The organism is Pseudomonas viciae (genome assembly GCF_004786035.1).
Classification (GTDB): Bacteria; Pseudomonadota; Gammaproteobacteria; order Pseudomonadales; family Pseudomonadaceae; genus Aquipseudomonas; species Aquipseudomonas viciae.
On the sequence record NZ_CP035088.1, the window covers coordinates 171,592 to 190,945 of the forward strand.

Here is a 19,354-nt window from a genome sequence, read left to right on the forward strand (position 1 = left end):
GGAGATTGCTCAAGCCGCAATGATGCGATTCTTACCCTGGCGCTTGGCTTCATACATGGCCGCATCGGCCCGGGCGAACAGGCTGTCGAGGGTCTGGTCTTCGACGGTGATGCTGGTCAGGCCCTGGCTCACGGTAATGCCGAAGTTCTGCTCGCCGCAGCGAAAATTCAAGCGCTGGATTTCCCGTTGCAGACGCTCGGCCACTTGCAGCGCCATGTCCGGGGCACAACCGGGGAACACGGCGGCGAATTCTTCGCCGCCGATCCGCCCAAACAGATCACCGCGCCTGAGCACGGAGCGTCCGCTTTCGGCGATTTTCTGCAGCACGGTATCGCCTTCCTGGTGGCCGTAGGTGTCGTTGATCACCTTGAAGTCATCGATGTCCAGCAGTAGGAACGCCATAGGCATCCCCTGTAGCCGTGCCTGCTCGAACTCTCGGTGGGCGCACTCGAAGAAATGGCGTCGATTGCTGCTCTGGGTCAGCACGTCAGTGGTTGCCAGTCGCTGCAGTTCACTTTCCAGCAGCTTCTTTTCGGTGATGTCTTCGGCGATGCCCACCACAATCACCGGTTGCCCTGGCTCGGCCTTGCGGTTGATGAAGCATTTGTCGCTCAGCCAGCGGATCTGGCCATCAGCGGCGATGATGCGGTATTCGCGATCTTCGACGGCGCCTTTGACCAGCACTTCGGCCAGGCTGCGTTCGGCGTACTCTTGGTCATCCGGGTAGATTGCGTCGCGCCATTCGTTGAAATCGGCCATGACCAGGCCAGCAGGCCGGCCAAAGATCCGCTCGTAGGCGGGGCTGACGTACAGCACTTGCCGGGTTTCCCAGTTGAACGCCCACAGCACGGCATTGACACTGACCAGCAGCGAGCTGAACAGCTGCTCACGCTCGCTCAGGCGTGCGACTTCGCCCTGGGCGTGCATCAGCGCCATGAGGGTCTGGGCCGCTTCGGGCCAATGAGGTTGGGATGAATCCTGTAGGTTCTTGTCGACCATCGGCACAAATCTCAAAGAACGTGCACTGCTGTGGATTTGCACGCGCTCACTCCAAAGCCCGCCTGGATGGCGAAGTGCTCATTGAGATAGGGGATTTGAGGCGAAGTTCCTTTTCAGGCGACGAAGGGCGGGGCCTGGCAACATTTAACAGGGGGCGTGCAGCAAAGAAAAACCCCGCCGGAGGCGGGGTTTGGTTATCAGGCCGTGGCGGGCCGCAGCGAGTAGGTCTTGAGCTGGTCGGCGAAGTCCCGCAGGGACTGGATGCCGCTGGCCTCGGCTTCGTGGACCCATTCCTTGATGGCGGCAAGCATGTCATGGCCGTTGCTGCTGGTCTTGACCCAGATCTGTTGCAAGGCCAGGCGTTTTTCGTAGATCACCTTCAGCGCCTGACTGTGTTCCAGCATGTTCTGGATGCGCGCGTGGTGACGGTCATCCAGCAGGCTGGTTTCCCGCGACAGCAAGCGTTTGGCCCGGTGGAACTGATGGCGCACCGAGTGATCGACCTTCTCCAGTTCCTGTTTGACCAGCGGTGCGATGACCAGCCGGCGATACTGGGCCATGATCTGGAAACGGTTGTTGAGGATCGCCATGGCGGTGTCCATGTCCAGATGGCCCTTGCCTTCGACCCGGTGGGCGATCGGCGCGACCCGCTGGACCTTGGCCAGGCGCAGGAAACTGAACACCTGGATCCAGGCCCAGCCCAGGTCGAACTCCCATTTGCGTACCGACAGCTTGGCCGAGTTGGGGTAGGTGTGGTGGTTGTTATGCAGCTCTTCGCCACCGATCAGGATGCCCCAGGGCACCAGGTTGGTCGCCGCGTCGCGGCATTCGAAGTTGCGGTAGCCCACGGCATGGCCCAGGCCATTGACCACGCCGGCGGCCCAGACGGGAATCCACATCATCTGGATGGCCCAGATGGTGATGCCGATGGTGCCGAACAGCAGCAGGTCGATGGCGCCCATGATCGCCACACCCAGCAGTGGGAAGCGGCTGTAGAGGTTGCGCTCGATCCAATCCTCAGGGCAGTTCTTGCCGTAGATGCGCAGGGTTTCCGGATTCTCCGCCTCGGCGCGATACAGCTCGGCACCTTTGCGCAGTACGGTGGACAAGCCTTTGATCACCGGGCTGTGGGGGTCGTCGACGGTTTCGCATTTGGCGTGATGCTTGCGGTGGATAGCGGTCCATTCGCGGGTGTTCTGTGCCGTGGTCAGCCACAGCCAGAAGCGGAAGAAATGTTTGAGGCCAGCATTGAGCTCAAGGGAGCGATGCGCCGAATAACGGTGCAAGTACACCGTGACGCCAATGATCGTGACGTGGGTCATCAGCAGGGTGACTGCCACCAGTGACCAGGGCGACAAGCCAAGAAAACCTTCGTACCACATAGGCTGTAGGACCCTCGATAAAGATAGAAACTGCCGTTGCATTATCACCGGCCCGACAGATAAAACCAGTCGCCCTTTCAGATAAAAGTGGCAGGATGTTTCTTCCTCTATAATTCCCGCCTCTTCATAGGGACATGGATGGCCGAATGACTGTCTACCGCCGCATCGCTCTGCGCACAGCGCTGCTTTATCTCTTGCTGTCAGTCGTCTGGCTGCAGCTGGTTGGTTATTTATTGAGCAGTTTCTTCGATCAATCCGCCGACCGACTTCGCTGGTTGCTGATCAACGGTTATGCCTGGGTGCTGGTCAGCGCCGGGTTGATTTTCCTGACCCGAGTGCGGATGTCCCGGTTTTTCGGGCCGGGCGAGCACAGCGCCGATCGCGAGCGCCTGCGCCAGGCCGCCGCCGTCTTCGATTGCACCCGCGAAGGGGTGTTGGTGACGGACCGCAACGGCCTGATCGTGCACGTCAACCGGGCCTTTATGGCGATTACTGGTTACGGTCGGGACGAAGTGCTGGGCCAGCGACCCAATCTGTTCAAGTCCGGTCGTCATGGGCCGGATTTCTATCGCGACATGTTTGTCGCCTTGGACAGCCTGGGTGAGTGGAGCGGTGAGATCTGGAACCGGCGTAAAAGCGGCGAGATCTACCCGCAGTGGCAGACGATCCGCGTCGTTCGCGACGACAACGGCCAGGTCAGTCATTACGTCGCTGTGTTTTCGGATATCAGCGCAATCAAGGATTCCGAGCACGAACTGGCACACCTGGCCCATCACGATCCGCTGACAGGCTTGCCCAACCGCCTGCTGTTTTCTGATCGCACGGAACAGGCCCTGGCGTCGGCACAGCTCCACAAACGTGGCTGCGCGCTGCTGTTGGTGGACCTGGATCACTTCAAAAACATCAACGACAGCCTGGGGCACAACATCGGTGATGAGTTACTCAAAGGTGTGGCCGAGCGGTTTCGCGGGCTCTTTGCCCCAGGTGTGACCCTGGCCCGGCTGGGGGGCGACGAATTTGCCGTGCTGGTGGAAAACTGTGCGCAGCCCGGGCAGGCGGCAGCGTTGGCGCGGCGCATTCTAGACGCCCTGAAGGAACCGTTGCGGCTCGATCAGCAGTCGTTGTTCATCAACGCCAGCATCGGCATCAGTCTGTTTCCCGGTGATGCCCTCAGCGCCGGGCAGTTGCTGCGCAACGCCGATTCGGCGCTGTTCAAGGCCAAGAGTGCCGGGCGCGACGGTTACGCCTTGTACACCGAAGAGCTCACCGTCCACGCTCAGCAACGGGTCGAGATCGCCTCCGAACTACGCCTGGCCCTTCAGCAGCAGCAATTGCGGGTTCATTACCAACCGGTGTACGACCTGGCGAGCAGCCGCCTGATCGGTGTCGAGGCATTGGTGCGGTGGGAGCATCCCACGCGCGGGTTGGTTTCGCCCGCCGAGTTCATTCCCATCGCCGAGCGCGTCGGGCTGATTGCCCAGATCGATGCCTGGGTCATGGACCAGGCCTGTCGGCAGATGTGTCGGTGGCAGCAGGCTGGAGTGGCGTTGTCGTTCGTCGCGGTCAACGTCTCCAGCCGACTGTTCGCCCGTCGCGAGTTGTACGAGCAGGTCGCCAAGGTGCTGCACGACACGGGCCTGGACCCTGCGTGCCTGGAGTTGGAGGTGACCGAAAGCGCTGTGATGGAAGACCCGGAGGTGGCGCTGGAACAGATGCATCGCCTACGGGAGTTGGGCGTACGGCTGGCGATCGACGATTTCGGCACGGGTTATTCGTCGTTATTGCGGCTCAAGCGCTTGCCGGTGCAGAAGCTCAAGATCGATCAGGGCTTTGTCGCCGGGTTGCCGTGGGATGAGGACGACGCGGCGATTGTCCGAGTGATTATCGCCCTGGCACACAGCATGGGCATGCAGGTGCATGCCGAAGGCATCGAGCAGCGCGAGCAGGCGGCATTTTTGCTTGAACAGGCGTGTGAACTCGGGCAGGGCTACTGGTTTGGCCGGCCGGTGGCCGCGCAGCAACTGGATTGGGACCGTGCGCCGGCCATTGCCTGATCACCCGTTGAATTGATGTTGACTGATGCTCGGGTAGAAACCGGAGACATCCTTTATAGGTGTGAAATACGGTCAGGAGGTGCCTGACCATGCCCTGGACCGCTTGCACGTAATGGAGGGGGGCAGCTGTGTACGAGTGTGCAAGACCGAGTCACCTACCCAAACTCGGTAGATCCGAAGATCTCCCGAACACAGCCGTCATAGAACACGGGCGCGAATGGCTAGAAGCATTCTGGGTGGGTGTTTACTCGGACTTGCACGTCCGTGTCACCGTTTTTTGCGATGATGAACCAAGGTTAGCGGCAGAAAACCAGGGTGCCTAGTTCATGAACAGCCCAGCGTTTTGAAGGAAATATCCGAGGGTTTGGCAGGGGAAAAGCCCCCCAATTACCCCTGCCGTAGGACGCCAGATACTTTATGTTATTTTGGTTATATAAAAATTCTTAAATAGTCTTTTTAAGAATATCTGCGCTTATCTAATATTGCTCCCACGCCGCAAGCAGTGCCGCCCACTGCCAGGCATTCATTCAAGGAGCAGCAGCATGAGCGCATCCCTACGTAGCGTTGATGGCCAGGACGAAGCAACCATCTTGCGCGAGATCCAGAGCGCACTGCGCGATCTGCGCTTTGGCGCGGTGGAAATCACCGTGCACAACGCGCAAGTGGTTCAGATCGAACGCAAGGAAAAATTCCGGTTGCAGCAGCCGAGCCAAAAGCCGTCTTGAAAAAGCCAAAAGATCGCAGCCTTCGGCAGCTCCTACAGGGGGGCTAGGCGTAGGCGCTGCCGAAGGCTGCGATTTTTTCTATGAGCCAAATGAATTTCCAGAAGCCATAAAAACCAGAATTCCAGGAGCTTTCACCATGTCGTCAATTCGCCGTTATGCCTTGGCCGCCCTGGCCAGTGCTGTTTTTGCAGGTTCCGCGGTTGCCAAGGATTACGAGTTGCTTAACGTGTCCTATGACCCGACCCGCGAGCTGTATCAGGATTACAACGTCGAATTCGCCAGTTTCTGGAAGAAGGCGCACCCGGACGATAACGTGAAGATCCAACAGTCCCATGGCGGCTCGGGCAAACAAGGTCGAGCGGTGATCGATGGTCTGCGGGCCGACGTGGTGACCCTGGCCCTGGCCGGTGACATCGACGAAATCGCCAAGCTGGGCAAGTCCCTGCCGGTGGACTGGCAAACACGCCTGCCGGACGCCAGCACACCGTACACCTCGACCATCGTGTTCCTGGTGCGCAAGGGCAATCCCAAGGGCATCAAGGACTGGGGCGACCTGATCAAGAATGACGTCTCGGTCATCACCCCGAACCCGAAGACCTCCGGCGGCGCTCGTTGGAACTTCCTCGCGGCCTGGGCCTATGGCCTCAAGGCCAACGGTGGTGACGAAGCCAAGGCCAAGGAATACGTGCAAGCGCTGTTCAAGCATGTGCCGATCCTCGACACCGGCGCCCGCGGCTCGACCATTACTTTCGTCAACAACGGTCAGGGCGACGTGTTGCTGGCCTGGGAAAACGAAGCGTTCCTGGCGCTGAAAGAAGATGGCGGCGCGGACAAGTTCGACATCGTTGTGCCGTCGCTGTCTATTCTGGCCGAACCGCCGGTGGCGGTGGTGGACAAGAACGCCGAGAAAAAGGGCAACCTGGAGATCGCCGAAGCCTACCTCAAGCACCTGTACAGCCCGGCCGGCCAGGAAATCGCCGCGAAGAACTTCTATCGTCCACGTGACAAGGATGTGGCCGCCAAGTACTCCCGGCAGTTCCCGAAACTGGAGCTGGTGACCATCGACAACGACTTCGGTGGCTGGAAAACCGCCCAGCCGAAGTTCTTCAATGATGGTGGCGTGTTCGACCAGATCTATCAGGCGCAGTAAGCTGAAATAGAGCGCAATTCATGTGGGAGCGGGCTTGCTCGTGAAGGCGGTACAGTCAGTATCAATGTTGCCTGACATACCGCTTTCGCGAGCAAGCCCGCTCCCACAGGTTACGCACCCTAACGGGCTGGCATTTGCTAACAGGTCCCGATTTACCATCGGGGCTTTGCGAGTTCTCAACCAAGGACCTTTATGTCGCGTCGCATATCCCCCGTCATACCCGGCTTCGGGCTGACGCTGGGCTACACCCTGGTGTACCTCAGTCTGATTGTGCTCATACCGCTGGCGGCGATGTTCGTGCATGCCGCTCAACTCACCTGGGAACAGTTCTGGGCGATCATCTCGGCGCCGCGGGTGCTGGCTGCCTTGAAGCTCAGTTTCGGCACCGCGCTGTACGCCGCGATCATCAACGGCGTGATCGGTACGCTGTTGGCCTGGGTGCTGGTGCGCTACACCTTCCCCGGTCGCAAGATCATCGATGCGATGATCGACCTGCCGTTCGCCTTGCCCACCGCCGTGGCGGGTATTGCGCTGACGGCGTTGTATGCGCCGACCGGCCTGGTCGGCCAGTTCGCCACCGACCTGGGGTTCAAGATCGCCTATACGCCGCTGGGTATCACCCTGGCGCTGACCTTCGTGACGCTACCCTTCGTGGTGCGCACGGTGCAGCCGGTGCTGGCCGATATTCCCCGTGAAGTCGAAGAGGCCGCCGCTTGCCTCGGCGCCAAGCCGTGGCAAGTGTTCCGCCACATCCTAGTGCCGGCGCTGTTGCCGGCCTGGCTGACCGGCTTCGCCCTGGCCTTTGCCCGTGGCGTGGGCGAGTACGGCTCGGTGATTTTCATCGCCGGCAACATGCCGATGAAAACCGAGATCCTGCCGCTGCTGATCATGGTCAAGCTCGACCAATACGACTACACCGGCGCCACCTCCATCGGTGTGCTGATGCTGGTGGTTTCCTTCGTCCTGTTGCTGCTGATCAACCTGCTGCAGCGGCGTATCGAAACCCCATAAGGAGGCGCGAACATGTCCCAATCGTCTATTTCCGCGGCCTCCACCAACGCCGCTCGCCGCGGCAGTGCAACTTCGCGGGGCGTCCTGATCGGCCTCGGCTGGCTGATTTTTGCGCTGTTCCTGCTGCTGCCGTTGTTCATCGTGGTGTCCCAGGGCCTGAAGCTCGGCCTGGGGGCGTTCTTTACCGCGATCTTTGAACCCGACGCGCTGTCGGCGCTGAAGCTCACGGTGGTTGCGGTGCTGATCTCGGTGCCCCTGAACCTGGTGTTCGGTGTCAGCGCCGCGTGGTGCGTGAGCAAATATTCATTCCGTGGCAAGAGCATGCTGGTGACGCTGATCGACCTGCCGTTCTCGGTGTCGCCAGTGATCGCCGGCCTGGTCTATGTGCTGATGTTCGGCGCCCAGGGCCTGTTCGGGCCGTGGCTGTCGGATCACGACATCCAGATTGTGTTTGCGCTGCCGGGCATCGTGTTGGCGACGATCTTCGTCACCGTGCCATTCGTGGCCCGTGAGCTGATCCCGCTGATGCAGGAGCAGGGCACCCAGGAAGAAGAGGCTGCGCGCCTGTTGGGTGCCAATGGCTGGCAGATGTTCTGGCATATCACCGTGCCGAACATCAAGTGGGGGCTGATCTATGGCGTGGTGCTGTGTACCGCCCGGGCCATGGGCGAGTTCGGTGCGGTGTCGGTGGTGTCCGGGCACATTCGCGGGGTGACCAACACCCTGCCGCTGCACGTCGAGATCCTCTACAACGAATACAACCACGTAGCCGCGTTCGCCGTGGCGAGCCTGTTGCTGATCCTGGCGCTCTTGATCCTGCTGCTCAAGCAGTGGAGCGAAAACCGAATCAACCGCCTGCGCGCCAGCGCCGCGGAGGAATAAGTCATGTCGATCGAAGTCCGTAATGTCAGCAAGAATTTTCACGCCTTCAAGGCCCTGGACAACATCAGCCTGGACATCCAGAGCGGCGAGCTGGTGGCGCTGCTGGGCCCGTCGGGTTGCGGCAAGACCACTCTGCTGCGGATCATCGCCGGCCTCGAAACCCCGGACCAGGGCAACATCGTGTTCCACGGCGAGGACGTGTCCGGCCACGACGTGCGTGATCGCAACGTCGGTTTCGTATTCCAGCACTACGCCCTGTTCCGCCACATGACGGTGTTCGATAACGTCGCCTTCGGCTTGCGCATGAAGCCCAAGAACCAGCGCCCGAACGAAAGCCAGATCGCGACCAAGGTCCACGAACTGCTGAACATGGTGCAACTGGATTGGCTTGCCGACCGTTACCCGGAGCAACTGTCCGGTGGCCAGCGCCAGCGCATCGCCCTGGCCCGTGCATTGGCGGTGGAGCCCAAGGTGTTATTGCTGGACGAACCCTTCGGCGCCCTCGACGCCAAGGTCCGCAAGGAACTGCGTCGTTGGCTGGCGCGGCTGCACGAGGACATCAACCTGACCTCGGTGTTCGTGACCCACGACCAGGAAGAAGCCATGGAAGTCGCCGACCGGATCGTGGTGATGAACAAAGGCGTGATCGAGCAGATCGGCTCACCGGGGGATGTGTATGAAAACCCGGCCAGCGACTTTGTCTATCACTTTCTCGGCGACTCGAACCGCCTGCACTTGGGCGAGGATCGGCATGTGCTGTTCCGCCCCCATGAAGTTTCGCTGTCGCGTTCGGAACTGGAGGATCACCACGCCGCCGAAGTGCGCGACATCCGCCCGCTGGGCGCCACCACCCGGGTGACCTTGAAGGTCGAAGGCCAAAGCGAATTGATTGAAGCCGAAGTGGTGAAGGATCACGACAGCCTGGTGGGCCTGGCGAAGGGCGAGACACTGTTCTTCAAGCCGAAGGTCTGGCAGAAGGTCGCCAACCTCTAAGATCACAAGCATCGCGAGCAAGCTCGCTCCCACAGGGGATTTGTGAACGGCGCAGATCTATTGTGGGAGCGAGCACGCTCCCACAGAGGTTCGCATTGCGTTGTTTTCAGGCCGCCGATCGTCGGTTGCGCACGGCCACCGGCCCTGCGCGTTCTTCAATGGCCCGCTTCAGTTCGCTTCTGAGCCCCAGCAGAAAACCCGCTTCAACCACCACAAACAACGGCCCGACAATCAGCCCGGTGAGGTCGTCTACGAACGCTGGTTTGCGGCCTTCGTAATAGTGCCCGACAAACTGGATCACCCAACCCACCACAAACATCCCCAGGCCACTGCCCAGCCACACCGAGGTGCTTTGCCCGGCCAGCGTCTGGCCCAGCCATACCGCCAGGCCCAGCAGCACCGTCATGAATACACCCAGGCGCAACTCCAGGCGCAGATAGAACCAGGCACTCGCTGCCGCCACCAACAACGCCGGAGACAACAGGATCGCGCCCATCGGCCAACCCGGCCGAGACAGCAGCACGGCGACGGCGACGAAAATCAGCGGAATGCCAATGAAGTGGCTGGCGATGTTGCGTGGATCGCGGTGGTAGGCGGCATATTGACTGAGATGATCGACGAGGCTTTTCATTGTTGTTCCTCCTGAGGTGATGCCTGCATGATGCCCAGGTTCAATGAGTTGTTCTGTCAGTTAGCCGACACTTGTCCCGGAGTTTCCATGAATTCGCGTCCCTGGCACTCGCACCTGATGGCCGGTCACTGGTACCGCCATTTGCCTGTTGAGTTACAGAATAGTCTGCTGGGGATGTCGCGGGTACTGCGCCTGTTGCCGGGGGATCGACTGTTCCAGCGTGGCGATCCACCTTGCGGGATCTACGCCGTGCTGGAAGGCGCGGTACGGGTCGGTGCGGTGAACGAGCAGGGCAAGGAGGCGCTGCTAAGCGTGGTCGAGGCGCCCCACTGGTTCGGTGAAATCTGCCTGTTCGATGGCCAGCCGCGGACCCATGATGCGCAGGGGGTAGGTCAATGCACCCTGCTGCACTTGCCTCAGGCGCCGCTGCTGGCATTTCTGCAGGAGCAACCGCTCTACTGGCGGCATCTCGCGTTGCTGATGAGCCACAAACTGCGCCTGGCCTTCACCAACCTCGAACACCTGAGCCTGATGCCCGCCCCCGCACGCGTGGCCCATCGCCTGTTGATGATCGCCGAAGGCTACGGCGAAATCGAGCCGGCGCGCCGGGTCTTGCAGCTGCCCCAGGAACAACTGGCGCTGATGCTCTCGCTGTCGCGCCAGACCACCAACCAGATCCTCAAGGATTTGCAGGGCCAAGGCATTCTTCATCTCAGTTATGGCGAGATCGAAATCCTCGACATCGAGCGGCTGCGGGCGTTGACCACATTCTGAGGCCAACCTCAACCTGTGGGAGCGGGCTTGCTCGCGAAGCGGTGGGTCTGTTGGCGGTGATGTTGACTGTGCTGTCGCCTTCGCGAGCAAGCCCGCTCCCACCAGGGATTTGTGTATGCCGCAGATCATTGTGAGAGCAACACAAATCCCTAGCGCAACCCATCTCGAAACTGCCCCGGCGTCATTCCGGTCCAGCGTTTGAATGCGCGGCTGAAGCTGCTGGTGTCGGCAAATCCCAACAGATAACTGACCTCGCTCAGCGAGCAATGCGGATCACGCAGGTGCAGCAGCGCCAGGTTTTCCCGGCACTCGTTGAGCAGTGCGTCGAAGCGGCAGCCTTCGTCGGCCAGGTGCCGTTGCAGGCTGCGCAGGCTCAGGTGCATGGCCTGGGCGATGCGTTCGGCGCTGGGTTCGCCTTCGGGTAATTGGGCCTCGATGGCGGCACGCACCTTGCGCTCCCAGGTCAGCGGCTTGAGTTGCGCAAGGGTGCGCTCGAGCACCGTTTCGTTGTGTTCGGCCAGCTCCGGGTTGGCGTCGTCCAAATGGCTGTCGAAATCCGTGAGGTTGAACTCCAGGCAATCCTGGGCCGCGCCGAAATACACCGGCGAGCGGAACACTTTGTGCCAGGGGCTGGGGTCCGCCGGTTCCGGGCGCCGCAGGTACACCGCCAGCGGCGCGTAGTCGCGGCCGAGGCGGTTGCGACAGGTGCGCACATAAATCGCGGCGAACGCGTCGATGGCTTCAAAGGCCGGTCCCGGACGGCCCGGGGGCACATCAAGACTGAAGCGGTAGCGGTCTTCGCCGCGGCTCAGTTGCAATGTCAGTGCATCGCTGACCACCGGGTGATAGCGCACGATCCGCTCGAACACTTCCCGCAGGCTGCCGCTGGCCACCAGGGCATAGCCCAGTGCGTGAAAGGTGGTGGGGCTGACGAAGCGCGACACCCGCAGGCCAATCGCCGGGTCGCCGCTGGCCTGCACCGCCAACGCCCACAGGCGCGTGGTACCCGAGAGCGGGTAACGGGCGTTCGGGTCGTCCATCAGTTGCGGGTCGAGGCCAGCCTCGACGCACAGGGCATGGCTGTCCAGGCCCAGCGCATCGAGCTGTTTGCGCAGGGCACGGGTCCAGCTGGCGAGTGAGGTCGGTTCAGTCATGACGATTGGCGCTTGCGGTCAACAGGTTGGCGTTTACGGCTACCACCCGAGGGGACAACGCCCGGCAGGATGAGCACATCGATAACAGAGGATGTAAGCCATGCACGGCACTTGCGCAAGCCCCGAGCGATTGAATGCACAACAGCGATCCGCCCATATTCGCCAAGTGGTATTGGCCCGAGGCGAGCAATTGCGCCAGCGCTACCCGATTTTGCACCACCAGGATGCACTGGGCGCGGGCATCCTGGTGTTCGCCCTGGCCGGGATGATCGGTTCGGCGCTGCTCTACATCAACGGCCATCTCGCCGGGTGGGCGTGCCTGCTGCTCAACGCTTTTTTCGCCTCCCTGACCCACGAGCTGGAACACGACCTGATCCACAGCATGTATTTCCGCAAGCAGCGCCTGCCCCACAACCTGATGATGGGCCTGGTGTGGCTGGCGCGGCCCAGCACCATCAACCCGTGGATCCGTCGCCACCTGCACCTTAACCATCACAAGGTCTCCGGCAGCGAGGCCGACATGGAGGAGCGGGCCATCACCAACGGCGAGCCATGGGGGCTGGCGCGGTTGCTGATGGTCGGCGACAACGTGATGTCGGCTTTCATCCGCCTGCTGCGGGCCAAGACCTGGGCGCACAAGCGCAGCATCCTCAAGCGCACGCTGAAGGTGTACTTCCCGCTGGCGCTGCTGCACTGGGGCGCCTGGTATGTGTTCCTCGGTTTTCATGGGGCCAACGGTGTCGCCAGCCTGCTGGGTACTTCCATCGCCTGGTCGCCAACCGCGTTGTCGGTGATGCATGTGATCGATATCGCGGCGGTGGTGATCATCGGCCCGAACGTGCTGCGGACTTTTTGCCTGCACTTCATCAGTTCGAACATGCACTACTACGGCGACATCGAGCCGGGCAACGTCATCCAGCAAACCCAAGTGCTCAACCCGTGGTGGCTGTGGCCGTTGCAGGCGTTCTGCTTCAACTTCGGCAGCAGCCACGGAGTCCATCACTTCGTGGTGAGGGAACCGTTCTATATCCGTCAATTGACGGTGCCGGTGGCCCATAAAGTGATGCGTGAAATGGGCGTGCGGTTCAATGATTTTGGAACGTTTTGGCGGGCGAACCGGTTTGTGGGCGAGAAAGGGCCGGTGAGGGAAGAGGTGGATACGGTACGGGTTTGAGACGGCTATTGAAAAAGCTCTTCGGCAAGCCCCGATATTTCAGCCAGATCTGAATCCTGTGGCGAGGGAGCAAGCCCTCGCCACAGATTGTTACAACCGGCCACTCACCTGGGCGGCCACGCTTCGTTCGCCCTTGGGGCAGTCCCTCAGGCCTCCCGGCTGCATTCCAACGCATCCCATGGAAGCGTCTAATCTTCTCCTCTCGTCGGCCAACATCATAAAGCCCTAATTTTTTCCAACGGCGTGCCGACAGATTGGTATGCGTGCACCAAAGTGGAGCGGGTCAAAAGCCTGCTCGCGCTTTACGTGAAATGTTGCAACCGGAATGCACCCCCACTCCCTGCATAAGAAGCCTAACTAAATGAATCTAAAGTTCAGCCACAAAATCCTTCTTGCCGCCTCCGGTGTCGTGGTTCTGGCTTTCGCCCTCTTTACGCTCTACAACGACTATTTGCAGCGCAATACCATCGGCCGTAGCCTCGAGTCCTCCATCGAGCAATCCGGTGACTTGACGGCCAGTAGCATCCAGAACTGGATGAGTGGCCGGATACTGGTGCTGGAAAACCTGGCGCAGAACATCGCGCATCAAGGCACCGGTGCCGATCTGCCGGGGCTTGTCGACCAGCCGGCGCTGACGTCGAACTTCCAGTTCACTTACGTAGGCCAGGCCAGTGGTGTCTTCACCCAACGCCCTGACGCAAAAATGCCTGATGGCTACGATCCGCGTCAGCGCCCTTGGTACAAACAGGCCGTCAGCGCCGACAAAACCATGCTGACTCCGCCATACCTGGCGGCGGTCGGCGGCCTGGTGGTGACCATCGCCTTGCCGGTGAAGCACAACGGCGAATTGCTCGGCGTGGTGGGCGGCGACCTGAGCCTGGAAACCCTGGTGAAAATCATCAACTCGGTGGATTTCGGTGGCATCGGCCATGCCTTCCTGGTCAGCGGCGACGGTCAGGTGATCGTCAGCCCGGACAAAGACCAGGTGATGAAGAACCTCAAGGACATCTACCCCGGTACGCCAGTGCGCATCGGCAAAGGCATCCAGGAGGTTGCGCTGAATGGGCAGGACCGCATTCTTTCGTTCACCCCGGTCACTGGCCTGCCGAACGCTGAGTGGTACATCGGCCTGTCGATCGACAAGGCAAAAGCCTACGCACCGCTGAGCCAGTTCCGTACGTCTGCGTTGATTGCGATGTTTGTCGCGGTGGCGGCCATTGCGTTGCTGCTGAGCATGTTGATCCAAGTATTGATGCGTCCGTTGACCACCATGGGTCGGGCCATGCAGGACATCGCCCAGGGCGAGGGCGACCTGACTCGCCGCCTGGTGGTGCAGGGCAAGGATGAGTTCGCGGTATTGGGTGGTTCGTTCAACCAATTCGTGGAGCGGATTCACGCCTCGATTTCCGAAGTGTCTTCGGCGACACGGCAGGTGCATGACCTGTCGCAGCGGGTGATGACTTCGTCGAACGCCTCGCTCATCGGCTCGGATGAACAGAGCGCTCGCACCAACAGCGTGGCCGCGGCCATCAACCAATTGGGCGCGGCGACCCAGGAAATCGCCCGCAACGCCGCCGATGCCTCGCAACAGGCCAGCGGCGCCAGCGAGCAGGCCGATGATGGTCGTCAGGTGGTGGAAAAAACCATCCACGCGATGACCGAGCTGTCGCAGAAGATCAGTCTCTCGTGCACCCAGATCGAAACCCTGAACGCCAGCACCGACAACATCGGGCACATCCTGGACGTGATCAAAGGCATCTCCCAGCAAACCAACCTGCTGGCCCTGAACGCTGCCATTGAAGCGGCCCGGGCCGGTGAAGCCGGCCGTGGTTTTGCGGTGGTGGCCGATGAAGTGCGTAACCTGGCGCATCGCACCCAGGAGTCGGCGGAAGAAATCCACAAGATGATCACCTCGCTGCAGGTCGGTTCCCGCGAAGCGGTGACCACGATGAACGCCAGCCAGTTGTCCAGTGAGGAAAGCGTGGAAGTGGCCAATCAGGCCGGTCTGCGGCTGGTCAGCGTGACGCAGCGCATCGGCGAAATCGATGGGATGAACCAGTCGGTGGCCGCCGCGACCGAAGAACAGACCGCGGTGGTGGAAACCCTCAATATGGACGTCAGCCACATCAACCTGTTGAACCAGCAAAGCGTGGCCAACCTCAATGAAACCCTGAAGGATTGCGATGCCTTGTCGCAACAGGCCAATCGGTTGAAGCAACTGGTGGATAGCTTCAAGATCTGAGGCCTCAGCCGACATCACCGCAAGTTGAGCCACCGCCATCGCGAGCAAGCTCGCTCCCACAGGGGATTGGCGGTGGACCTGGGTTTCGCGTCCACTTCTGCGTCCACAGGGGATGGGTGGTGAGCCTGGATCTTGGGTTCACTCCAACTCAATGTGGGAGCGAGCTTGCTCGCGATGGCGGCAGTCCAGTCAAATTACTGCAAGCTGACCCACCGCTTTCGCGAGCAAGCTCGCTCCCACAAGGGAGGGGGCTTACTTGAACATCACTTGCACATTCGCCATCGCCTCATCGGCAAACCCTTGCAGGAAGTCCCTGAACCCCGACGGTGTATGGGCGTCGGTGTGGTCGGCGATGATGGTCCACGTGGCGCGGCAGCGGTTGTCGCTCAGGGGCTCGACGCGCATCGCCGCCCAGAGGTTGTCGATGCCCAAGGTGTTGTAGATCAGCGTCCAGGTCATGTGCATGGCCTGGTCGTCATGGCTATTGAGCTGTTCCACCACCAGGTTCTGGCCATCGCGGAAGAACTTCTTGCGCAGGGATCTCACGCCATTGCCGGTCATCTCAATACGTTCCAGTGCCGGGATGAATTGATCGAATCCACCAAAGTTACCCACCACTTCCCAGACGCTCGCCGCATCGCGTGCTACCTCCACCGAGGTTTCGACCTGGCAGATGTGGGGGTTCTTGATCAGGGTATCGGGTTGAAATGCATTCATGGTCTTGCTCCTTGCTTTAGGTTGGGGGTGCTTCAGATGAAATCGATGGCCTTGAGGTAATCGGCGCCGCGGCGCAGCAGGGCCGGGGATTTTTCTGGGTAGCGGGCGCCCATCTGCCGCACGCCGGCGCGGGCGTTGTCGTGACTGATCAGCGAGATGTCGCCGATGTCTTCCTCGAAGCCATTGAGATAGAAACCCAGTACGCCAAACAACGCGTTGTCGGCATCGACCCGACCCAATTGCCGTTGCCAGTCGGCGACGCTCACCAGGGAAAACTCCCGGCCGCTGTCGCGGAACGACGCCACATAAGCATCCCAGCTCAAAGGCTCGGGGTTGTGCAGGTTGAACACCGCTTGCGTCGGCTGGTAACGGCTGGCGTGGAAGGCGATGAAACGCGCCAGGAAGTCCACTGGCATCAGGTCGAAATTGAGGGACAAGTCCGGCACCTGCCCGAGCTGGATCGAGCCCTTCAGCATCAGCATCAAGCGATTTTTATGGGGCTGGCAGACCCCGGTCAGGCTGTTGAAACTGATGTTGCCGGGGCGGAACAGATTGACCCACACCCCGCGCTCGCGGGCGCGCTGCAGGATCCGTTCGCCCACCCATTTAGACAGGTTGTAGCCGTTCTTGATGTAGATCGGCGGCGTCTTGGCGGCGGGTTGCTCCAGGACCTGGCCATCGGCATCCAGGGCGCTGGACGCCGAAAGTGTGGAGACGAAATTGAAGATCTTCTTGCTGCGCCCTTCACACAGGCGCAGGCATTCAAAGATCGGCTCGACGTTGTCCCGCGCCAGGGACTCGTAGTCGAGCACATGATTGACGTGGGCGGCGTTGTGCACCAGTGCGCCGAAGGTACGGTCGATGCGGGCGTAGACGTCATCCGGCAAACCCAATTGCGGCTGGGTGATGTCGGCGTTGTAAACGCTGATGCGGCTCAGGTCCAAATGGGTCAGGCGGTTATCCTGCAAGGCTTGGGAAAAACGTTCCGCAGCGCTTTGCCCTCCAGACGCGCGCACCAGGCAGGCGACTTCGGTGGCGCCCCAGGTCAGCAACGCCTCGACGATGTGTACCCCAAGAAAACTGTTGGCGCCGGTCACCACCACCTTGTGCACATCACCGCACTGGCTGATGGGCAGCGGGTCGAGGTTGAGCTCGGCTTCGGCGTCGATGAAGGCCTGGGGGCTGAGGGTCGATGCACTGTTTTGTTCAGAGTCGTCCAGCAACTTCGCCAAGGTCATCAGCGTAGGCGCTTCGATGAAGCGATTGATCGACAGGCTGCGCCCGAAGGCTTCGCGGATGCTCAGCAGCAGTTGCGACAGCAGGATCGAATGCCCGCCGAGGTTGAAGAAGCTCTCGTCGGTGGCGATGTCTTCGACCGGCAGATCCAGAAGCTCGGCCCACAGTTTCTGCAACTGCTTTTCCAGCGCGTTCTGCGGTTGGCGCCGCTGGCTGCCGACCTGCACCTGCACCGCTGTGGCGAGCAAGGCCCGACGATCGACCTTGCCGTTGCTGGTGTAAGGCAGGCTGGGCAGTTCGACGTAGGTCGCCGGGTGCATGTAGCTGGGCAGGGTGTTTTGCACATGCTCGCGCAAGGCCTGGAGGGCGGTGCCGGGCCGGTCTTCCCGGGGGTGAACCAGGAATGCCAGGATCCGTCGGCGTTCATCGACCCCTACCGCCACTTGGCGAAACAACTGGCTGTCTCGCAGGCAATGCTCGATTTCCTCAGGCTCGACTCGAAAGCCGCGGATCTTCACCTGGTTATCGCGACGGCCACACAGTTCGATGCCGCAGTCGGTCCACTGGCCGATATCGCCGGTGCGATAAACCCGCAGTATTCGCCCGGTGGGCAGCGTCAGGTTGAGATAGCGTTTGGCGGTCAGCACCGGATCGTTCAGATAACCCAGGCCGACACCCGGCCCGGTGATGTACAGCTCACCCGGCGAGCCTTGCGGTACGGGTTGCAGCTGCTCGTCGAGAATCAGCACCCGGGCGTTGGCGATGGGCATGCCCAGGTTGCGGTTGTTGTCGCCGACGCCGAATTGCCGCGTGGTGGCCAGCACCGTGGTTTCGGTCGGGCCGTAGATGTTGTGGAACCGGCACTGTGGCGCGAGCTGTTCAATCACGAACGGCTCACAGACATCGCCGCCGGTAATCAGGTGCGCCAAACCCAACGGCGCGTCCAGCGGCATCACGCTCAGCAGCGCTGGCGGCAGGAACGCGTGAGTCACCTGCTGCGCGCCCATCAGCTCCACCAATTGTTGCGGGTCGCGGCGCTGGTCTTCGCTGGGCACCACCAGTAACGCGCCCTGGATGAAGGTCGGCAGGATATCCAGCAACGAGGCGTCAAAGTTGATGGTGGAAAATTGCAGCGCCCGACTGTCGCGCTGCAATTGGACGTAGTCGCCGTACCAGGCACAAAAATGGCCGAGGTTGCGATGACTGAGCAGCACACCCTTGGGCTGGCCGGTGGTGCCGGAGGTGTAGATCGCCACCGCCGGCTCGTCGATGCCCACCACACGACGGATCAACGAGGCCGGGATGCCAGGCTTGGGCGCAGGCAACCGATGCACATTCAGCGTCGGCAGCGCGAGGTCGCCCAGATCGCCGTCGCCGTCGTGCAGCAGTAGGTCCGCCTTGGCATTCTCCAGGATAAAGCGCCGACGTTGTGCCGGGTGCTGCGGGTCCAGCGGCAAGTACACCGCCCCACAGCCCAGCACCGCCAGGATCGCCGCGTACAGGTGCGCAGACTTGGGCAGGCACACGCCGATCACCAGTGGGTGGTCGGTTGCTTCCTGGAGCTGTGCCAACATGGCCTGCTGCAACCTCAGCGCCAGGCTGCGCAAAGTTTTGTAGTCGGTGAGCTGCCCATCAACCCACAGGGCCGGTTGTGTCGCGTCATCGAGCATGCGCTGTTCGATACTCTGCATCACCGGCACCTCGGCCGCGGCCAATAGCCAGGGCTCCGGTGGTCGGTTGAGGCAGTGTTCGAAGGCCAGCGACTCCAGCGCATCGAGCCCGTGCTGGGGCTGGTCGGCGGCGTCATCTGGTATCGTCGGCCAGTGCTCGAAGCAGGTTTCATCCCGTGATAACTGGCTGACCATCCGCGCACCGCTCTCGACCACCGCTGCCAGCGTACGCAAGCGCAAGGACTGACCATTGCCGGAGTTTTCCAGGGCGATCACTTCCCGGCACAACAGCCGCTGTGCACCGTCACGAAAAACCAATACCGGTTGTGGCAATCCCTCACCGGGCATAACTCGCAACGCCACGCGCACTTGAAGGCAGGTGCGCGCTTCAATAGCGCACGGCGCTGTGCCGTCGTCGATCAGCAAATCGACCGCACCGTGTGTTGCTGGCGATTGAGGATCCACCACACCATGGCCGTGCAGCTCAAGTTCCCGGGCCAGTTCGGCCATGGCCTGGCTTGTGCCAGGCACTGCAATTTCGAGGCGTCTCATTGAAAGGT

General features: G+C 61.0%; 15 protein-coding genes and 1 pseudogene. 10 read left to right on the plus strand and 6 right to left on the minus strand.

What is annotated here, in order from left to right:
• Positions 1-9 precede the first annotated feature (9 nt).
• Together EPZ47_RS00780 and desA are read right to left on the minus strand one after the other, a co-directional pair.
• A complete protein-coding gene (locus tag EPZ47_RS00780) occupies positions 10-999 on the minus strand; it encodes a GGDEF domain-containing protein (RefSeq protein ID WP_135843091.1) in 990 nt (329 codons plus the stop codon).
• Between the two features lie 197 nt (positions 1,000-1,196).
• Positions 1,197-2,381, minus strand: coding sequence for a delta-9 fatty acid desaturase DesA (gene desA / locus EPZ47_RS00785; protein ID WP_135843092.1), 1,185 nt, complete (start codon positions 2,379-2,381; stop codon positions 1,197-1,199).
• Between the two features lie 146 nt (positions 2,382-2,527).
• Between desA and dibA the strand changes: the two genes are divergently transcribed.
• From dibA to EPZ47_RS00820, 6 genes are all read left to right on the plus strand, one after another.
• Positions 2,528-4,435 carry a phosphodiesterase DibA gene (dibA, locus tag EPZ47_RS00790; protein ID WP_135843093.1) on the plus strand — a complete coding sequence of 636 codons (1,908 nt, stop codon included), beginning with the start codon at positions 2,528-2,530 and terminating at the stop codon, positions 4,433-4,435.
• Positions 4,436-4,977: 542 nt separating this feature from the next.
• Positions 4,978-5,160 carry a sulfur starvation response protein OscA gene (oscA, locus tag EPZ47_RS00795; protein WP_030138496.1) on the plus strand — a complete coding sequence of 61 codons (183 nt, stop codon included), beginning with the start codon at positions 4,978-4,980 and terminating at the stop codon, positions 5,158-5,160.
• A 136-nt stretch (positions 5,161-5,296) separates the two neighbouring features.
• Complete coding sequence (locus EPZ47_RS00800; RefSeq protein ID WP_135843094.1) at positions 5,297-6,310, plus strand: sulfate ABC transporter substrate-binding protein; 1,014 nt, start codon at positions 5,297-5,299, stop codon at positions 6,308-6,310.
• A gap of 192 nt (positions 6,311-6,502) precedes the next feature.
• The gene (cysT, locus tag EPZ47_RS00810; protein ID WP_013692011.1) at positions 6,503-7,321 is read left to right on the plus strand and encodes a sulfate ABC transporter permease subunit CysT; all 819 of its coding nucleotides are present in this window, start codon (positions 6,503-6,505) and stop codon (positions 7,319-7,321) included.
• A 12-nt stretch (positions 7,322-7,333) separates the two neighbouring features.
• Entirely contained in the window at positions 7,334-8,203 is an 870-nt protein-coding gene (gene cysW, locus EPZ47_RS00815) for a sulfate ABC transporter permease subunit CysW (RefSeq protein ID WP_135843095.1), read from the plus strand.
• Positions 8,204-8,206: 3 nt separating this feature from the next.
• A complete protein-coding gene (locus EPZ47_RS00820; protein ID WP_135843096.1) occupies positions 8,207-9,196 on the plus strand; it encodes a sulfate/molybdate ABC transporter ATP-binding protein in 990 nt (329 codons plus the stop codon).
• A gap of 106 nt (positions 9,197-9,302) precedes the next feature.
• Here the strand turns inward: EPZ47_RS00820 and EPZ47_RS00825 are convergent, their stop codons facing one another.
• Positions 9,303-9,827 carry an Mpo1 family 2-hydroxy fatty acid dioxygenase gene (locus EPZ47_RS00825; RefSeq protein ID WP_135843097.1) on the minus strand — a complete coding sequence of 175 codons (525 nt, stop codon included), beginning with the start codon at positions 9,825-9,827 and terminating at the stop codon, positions 9,303-9,305.
• Between the two features lie 87 nt (positions 9,828-9,914).
• On the opposite strand from EPZ47_RS00825, the gene EPZ47_RS00830 reads away from it, so the two are divergent.
• Complete coding sequence (locus EPZ47_RS00830) at positions 9,915-10,601, plus strand: Crp/Fnr family transcriptional regulator (protein ID WP_135843098.1); 687 nt, start codon at positions 9,915-9,917, stop codon at positions 10,599-10,601.
• Between the two features lie 149 nt (positions 10,602-10,750).
• On the opposite strand, the gene EPZ47_RS00835 is transcribed toward EPZ47_RS00830, so the two are convergent.
• Complete coding sequence (locus EPZ47_RS00835; RefSeq protein ID WP_135843099.1) at positions 10,751-11,755, minus strand: AraC family transcriptional regulator; 1,005 nt, start codon at positions 11,753-11,755, stop codon at positions 10,751-10,753.
• Positions 11,756-11,855: 100 nt separating this feature from the next.
• Here EPZ47_RS00835 and EPZ47_RS00840 point away from each other — a divergent pair, with 100 nt between their 5' ends.
• The 3 genes and pseudogenes from EPZ47_RS00840 to EPZ47_RS30685 all read left to right on the plus strand — a co-directional run bounded on the left by EPZ47_RS00840 (position 11,856) and on the right by EPZ47_RS30685 (position 15,171).
• Positions 11,856-12,929 carry a fatty acid desaturase gene (locus EPZ47_RS00840; RefSeq protein ID WP_135843100.1) on the plus strand — a complete coding sequence of 358 codons (1,074 nt, stop codon included), beginning with the start codon at positions 11,856-11,858 and terminating at the stop codon, positions 12,927-12,929.
• Between the two features lie 361 nt (positions 12,930-13,290).
• Positions 13,291-14,268: pseudogene (locus tag EPZ47_RS30680) on the plus strand (cache domain-containing protein); the annotation flags it as partial.
• 117 nt (positions 14,269-14,385) lie between these two features.
• The gene (locus EPZ47_RS30685) at positions 14,386-15,171 is read left to right on the plus strand and encodes a methyl-accepting chemotaxis protein (RefSeq protein WP_406550197.1); all 786 of its coding nucleotides are present in this window, start codon (positions 14,386-14,388) and stop codon (positions 15,169-15,171) included.
• A gap of 252 nt (positions 15,172-15,423) precedes the next feature.
• Here EPZ47_RS30685 and EPZ47_RS00850 read toward each other — a convergent pair whose 3' ends face one another.
• Positions 15,424-15,888: an SRPBCC family protein gene (locus EPZ47_RS00850; protein ID WP_135843102.1), complete on the minus strand. Its 465-nt coding sequence runs from the start codon at positions 15,886-15,888 to the stop codon at positions 15,424-15,426.
• 32 nt (positions 15,889-15,920) lie between these two features.
• A complete protein-coding gene (locus EPZ47_RS00855; protein WP_135843103.1) occupies positions 15,921-19,346 on the minus strand; it encodes a non-ribosomal peptide synthetase in 3,426 nt (1,141 codons plus the stop codon).
• Positions 19,347-19,354: the final 8 nt, after the last annotated feature.

What these genes read in the sequence shown, in the direction of transcription:
- EPZ47_RS00780 (WP_135843091.1), bottom strand. Translation starts at nt 999, where the DNA reads ATGGTCGACAAGAACCTACAGGATTCATCCCAACCTCATTGGCCCGAA.
- desA (WP_135843092.1), bottom strand. Translation starts at nt 2,381, where the DNA reads ATGTGGTACGAAGGTTTTCTTGGCTTGTCGCCCTGGTCACTGGTGGCA.
- dibA (WP_135843093.1), top strand. Translation starts at nt 2,528, where the DNA reads ATGACTGTCTACCGCCGCATCGCTCTGCGCACAGCGCTGCTTTATCTC.
- oscA (WP_030138496.1), top strand. Translation starts at nt 4,978, where the DNA reads ATGAGCGCATCCCTACGTAGCGTTGATGGCCAGGACGAAGCAACCATC.
- EPZ47_RS00800 (WP_135843094.1), top strand. Translation starts at nt 5,297, where the DNA reads ATGTCGTCAATTCGCCGTTATGCCTTGGCCGCCCTGGCCAGTGCTGTT.
- cysT (WP_013692011.1), top strand. Translation starts at nt 6,503, where the DNA reads ATGTCGCGTCGCATATCCCCCGTCATACCCGGCTTCGGGCTGACGCTG.
- cysW (WP_135843095.1), top strand. Translation starts at nt 7,334, where the DNA reads ATGTCCCAATCGTCTATTTCCGCGGCCTCCACCAACGCCGCTCGCCGC.
- EPZ47_RS00820 (WP_135843096.1), top strand. Translation starts at nt 8,207, where the DNA reads ATGTCGATCGAAGTCCGTAATGTCAGCAAGAATTTTCACGCCTTCAAG.
- EPZ47_RS00825 (WP_135843097.1), bottom strand. Translation starts at nt 9,827, where the DNA reads ATGAAAAGCCTCGTCGATCATCTCAGTCAATATGCCGCCTACCACCGC.
- EPZ47_RS00830 (WP_135843098.1), top strand. Translation starts at nt 9,915, where the DNA reads ATGAATTCGCGTCCCTGGCACTCGCACCTGATGGCCGGTCACTGGTAC.
- EPZ47_RS00835 (WP_135843099.1), bottom strand. Translation starts at nt 11,755, where the DNA reads ATGACTGAACCGACCTCACTCGCCAGCTGGACCCGTGCCCTGCGCAAA.
- EPZ47_RS00840 (WP_135843100.1), top strand. Translation starts at nt 11,856, where the DNA reads ATGCACGGCACTTGCGCAAGCCCCGAGCGATTGAATGCACAACAGCGA.
- EPZ47_RS30685 (WP_406550197.1), top strand. Translation starts at nt 14,386, where the DNA reads ATGACTTCGTCGAACGCCTCGCTCATCGGCTCGGATGAACAGAGCGCT.
- EPZ47_RS00850 (WP_135843102.1), bottom strand. Translation starts at nt 15,888, where the DNA reads ATGAATGCATTTCAACCCGATACCCTGATCAAGAACCCCCACATCTGC.
- EPZ47_RS00855 (WP_135843103.1), bottom strand. Translation starts at nt 19,346, where the DNA reads ATGAGACGCCTCGAAATTGCAGTGCCTGGCACAAGCCAGGCCATGGCC.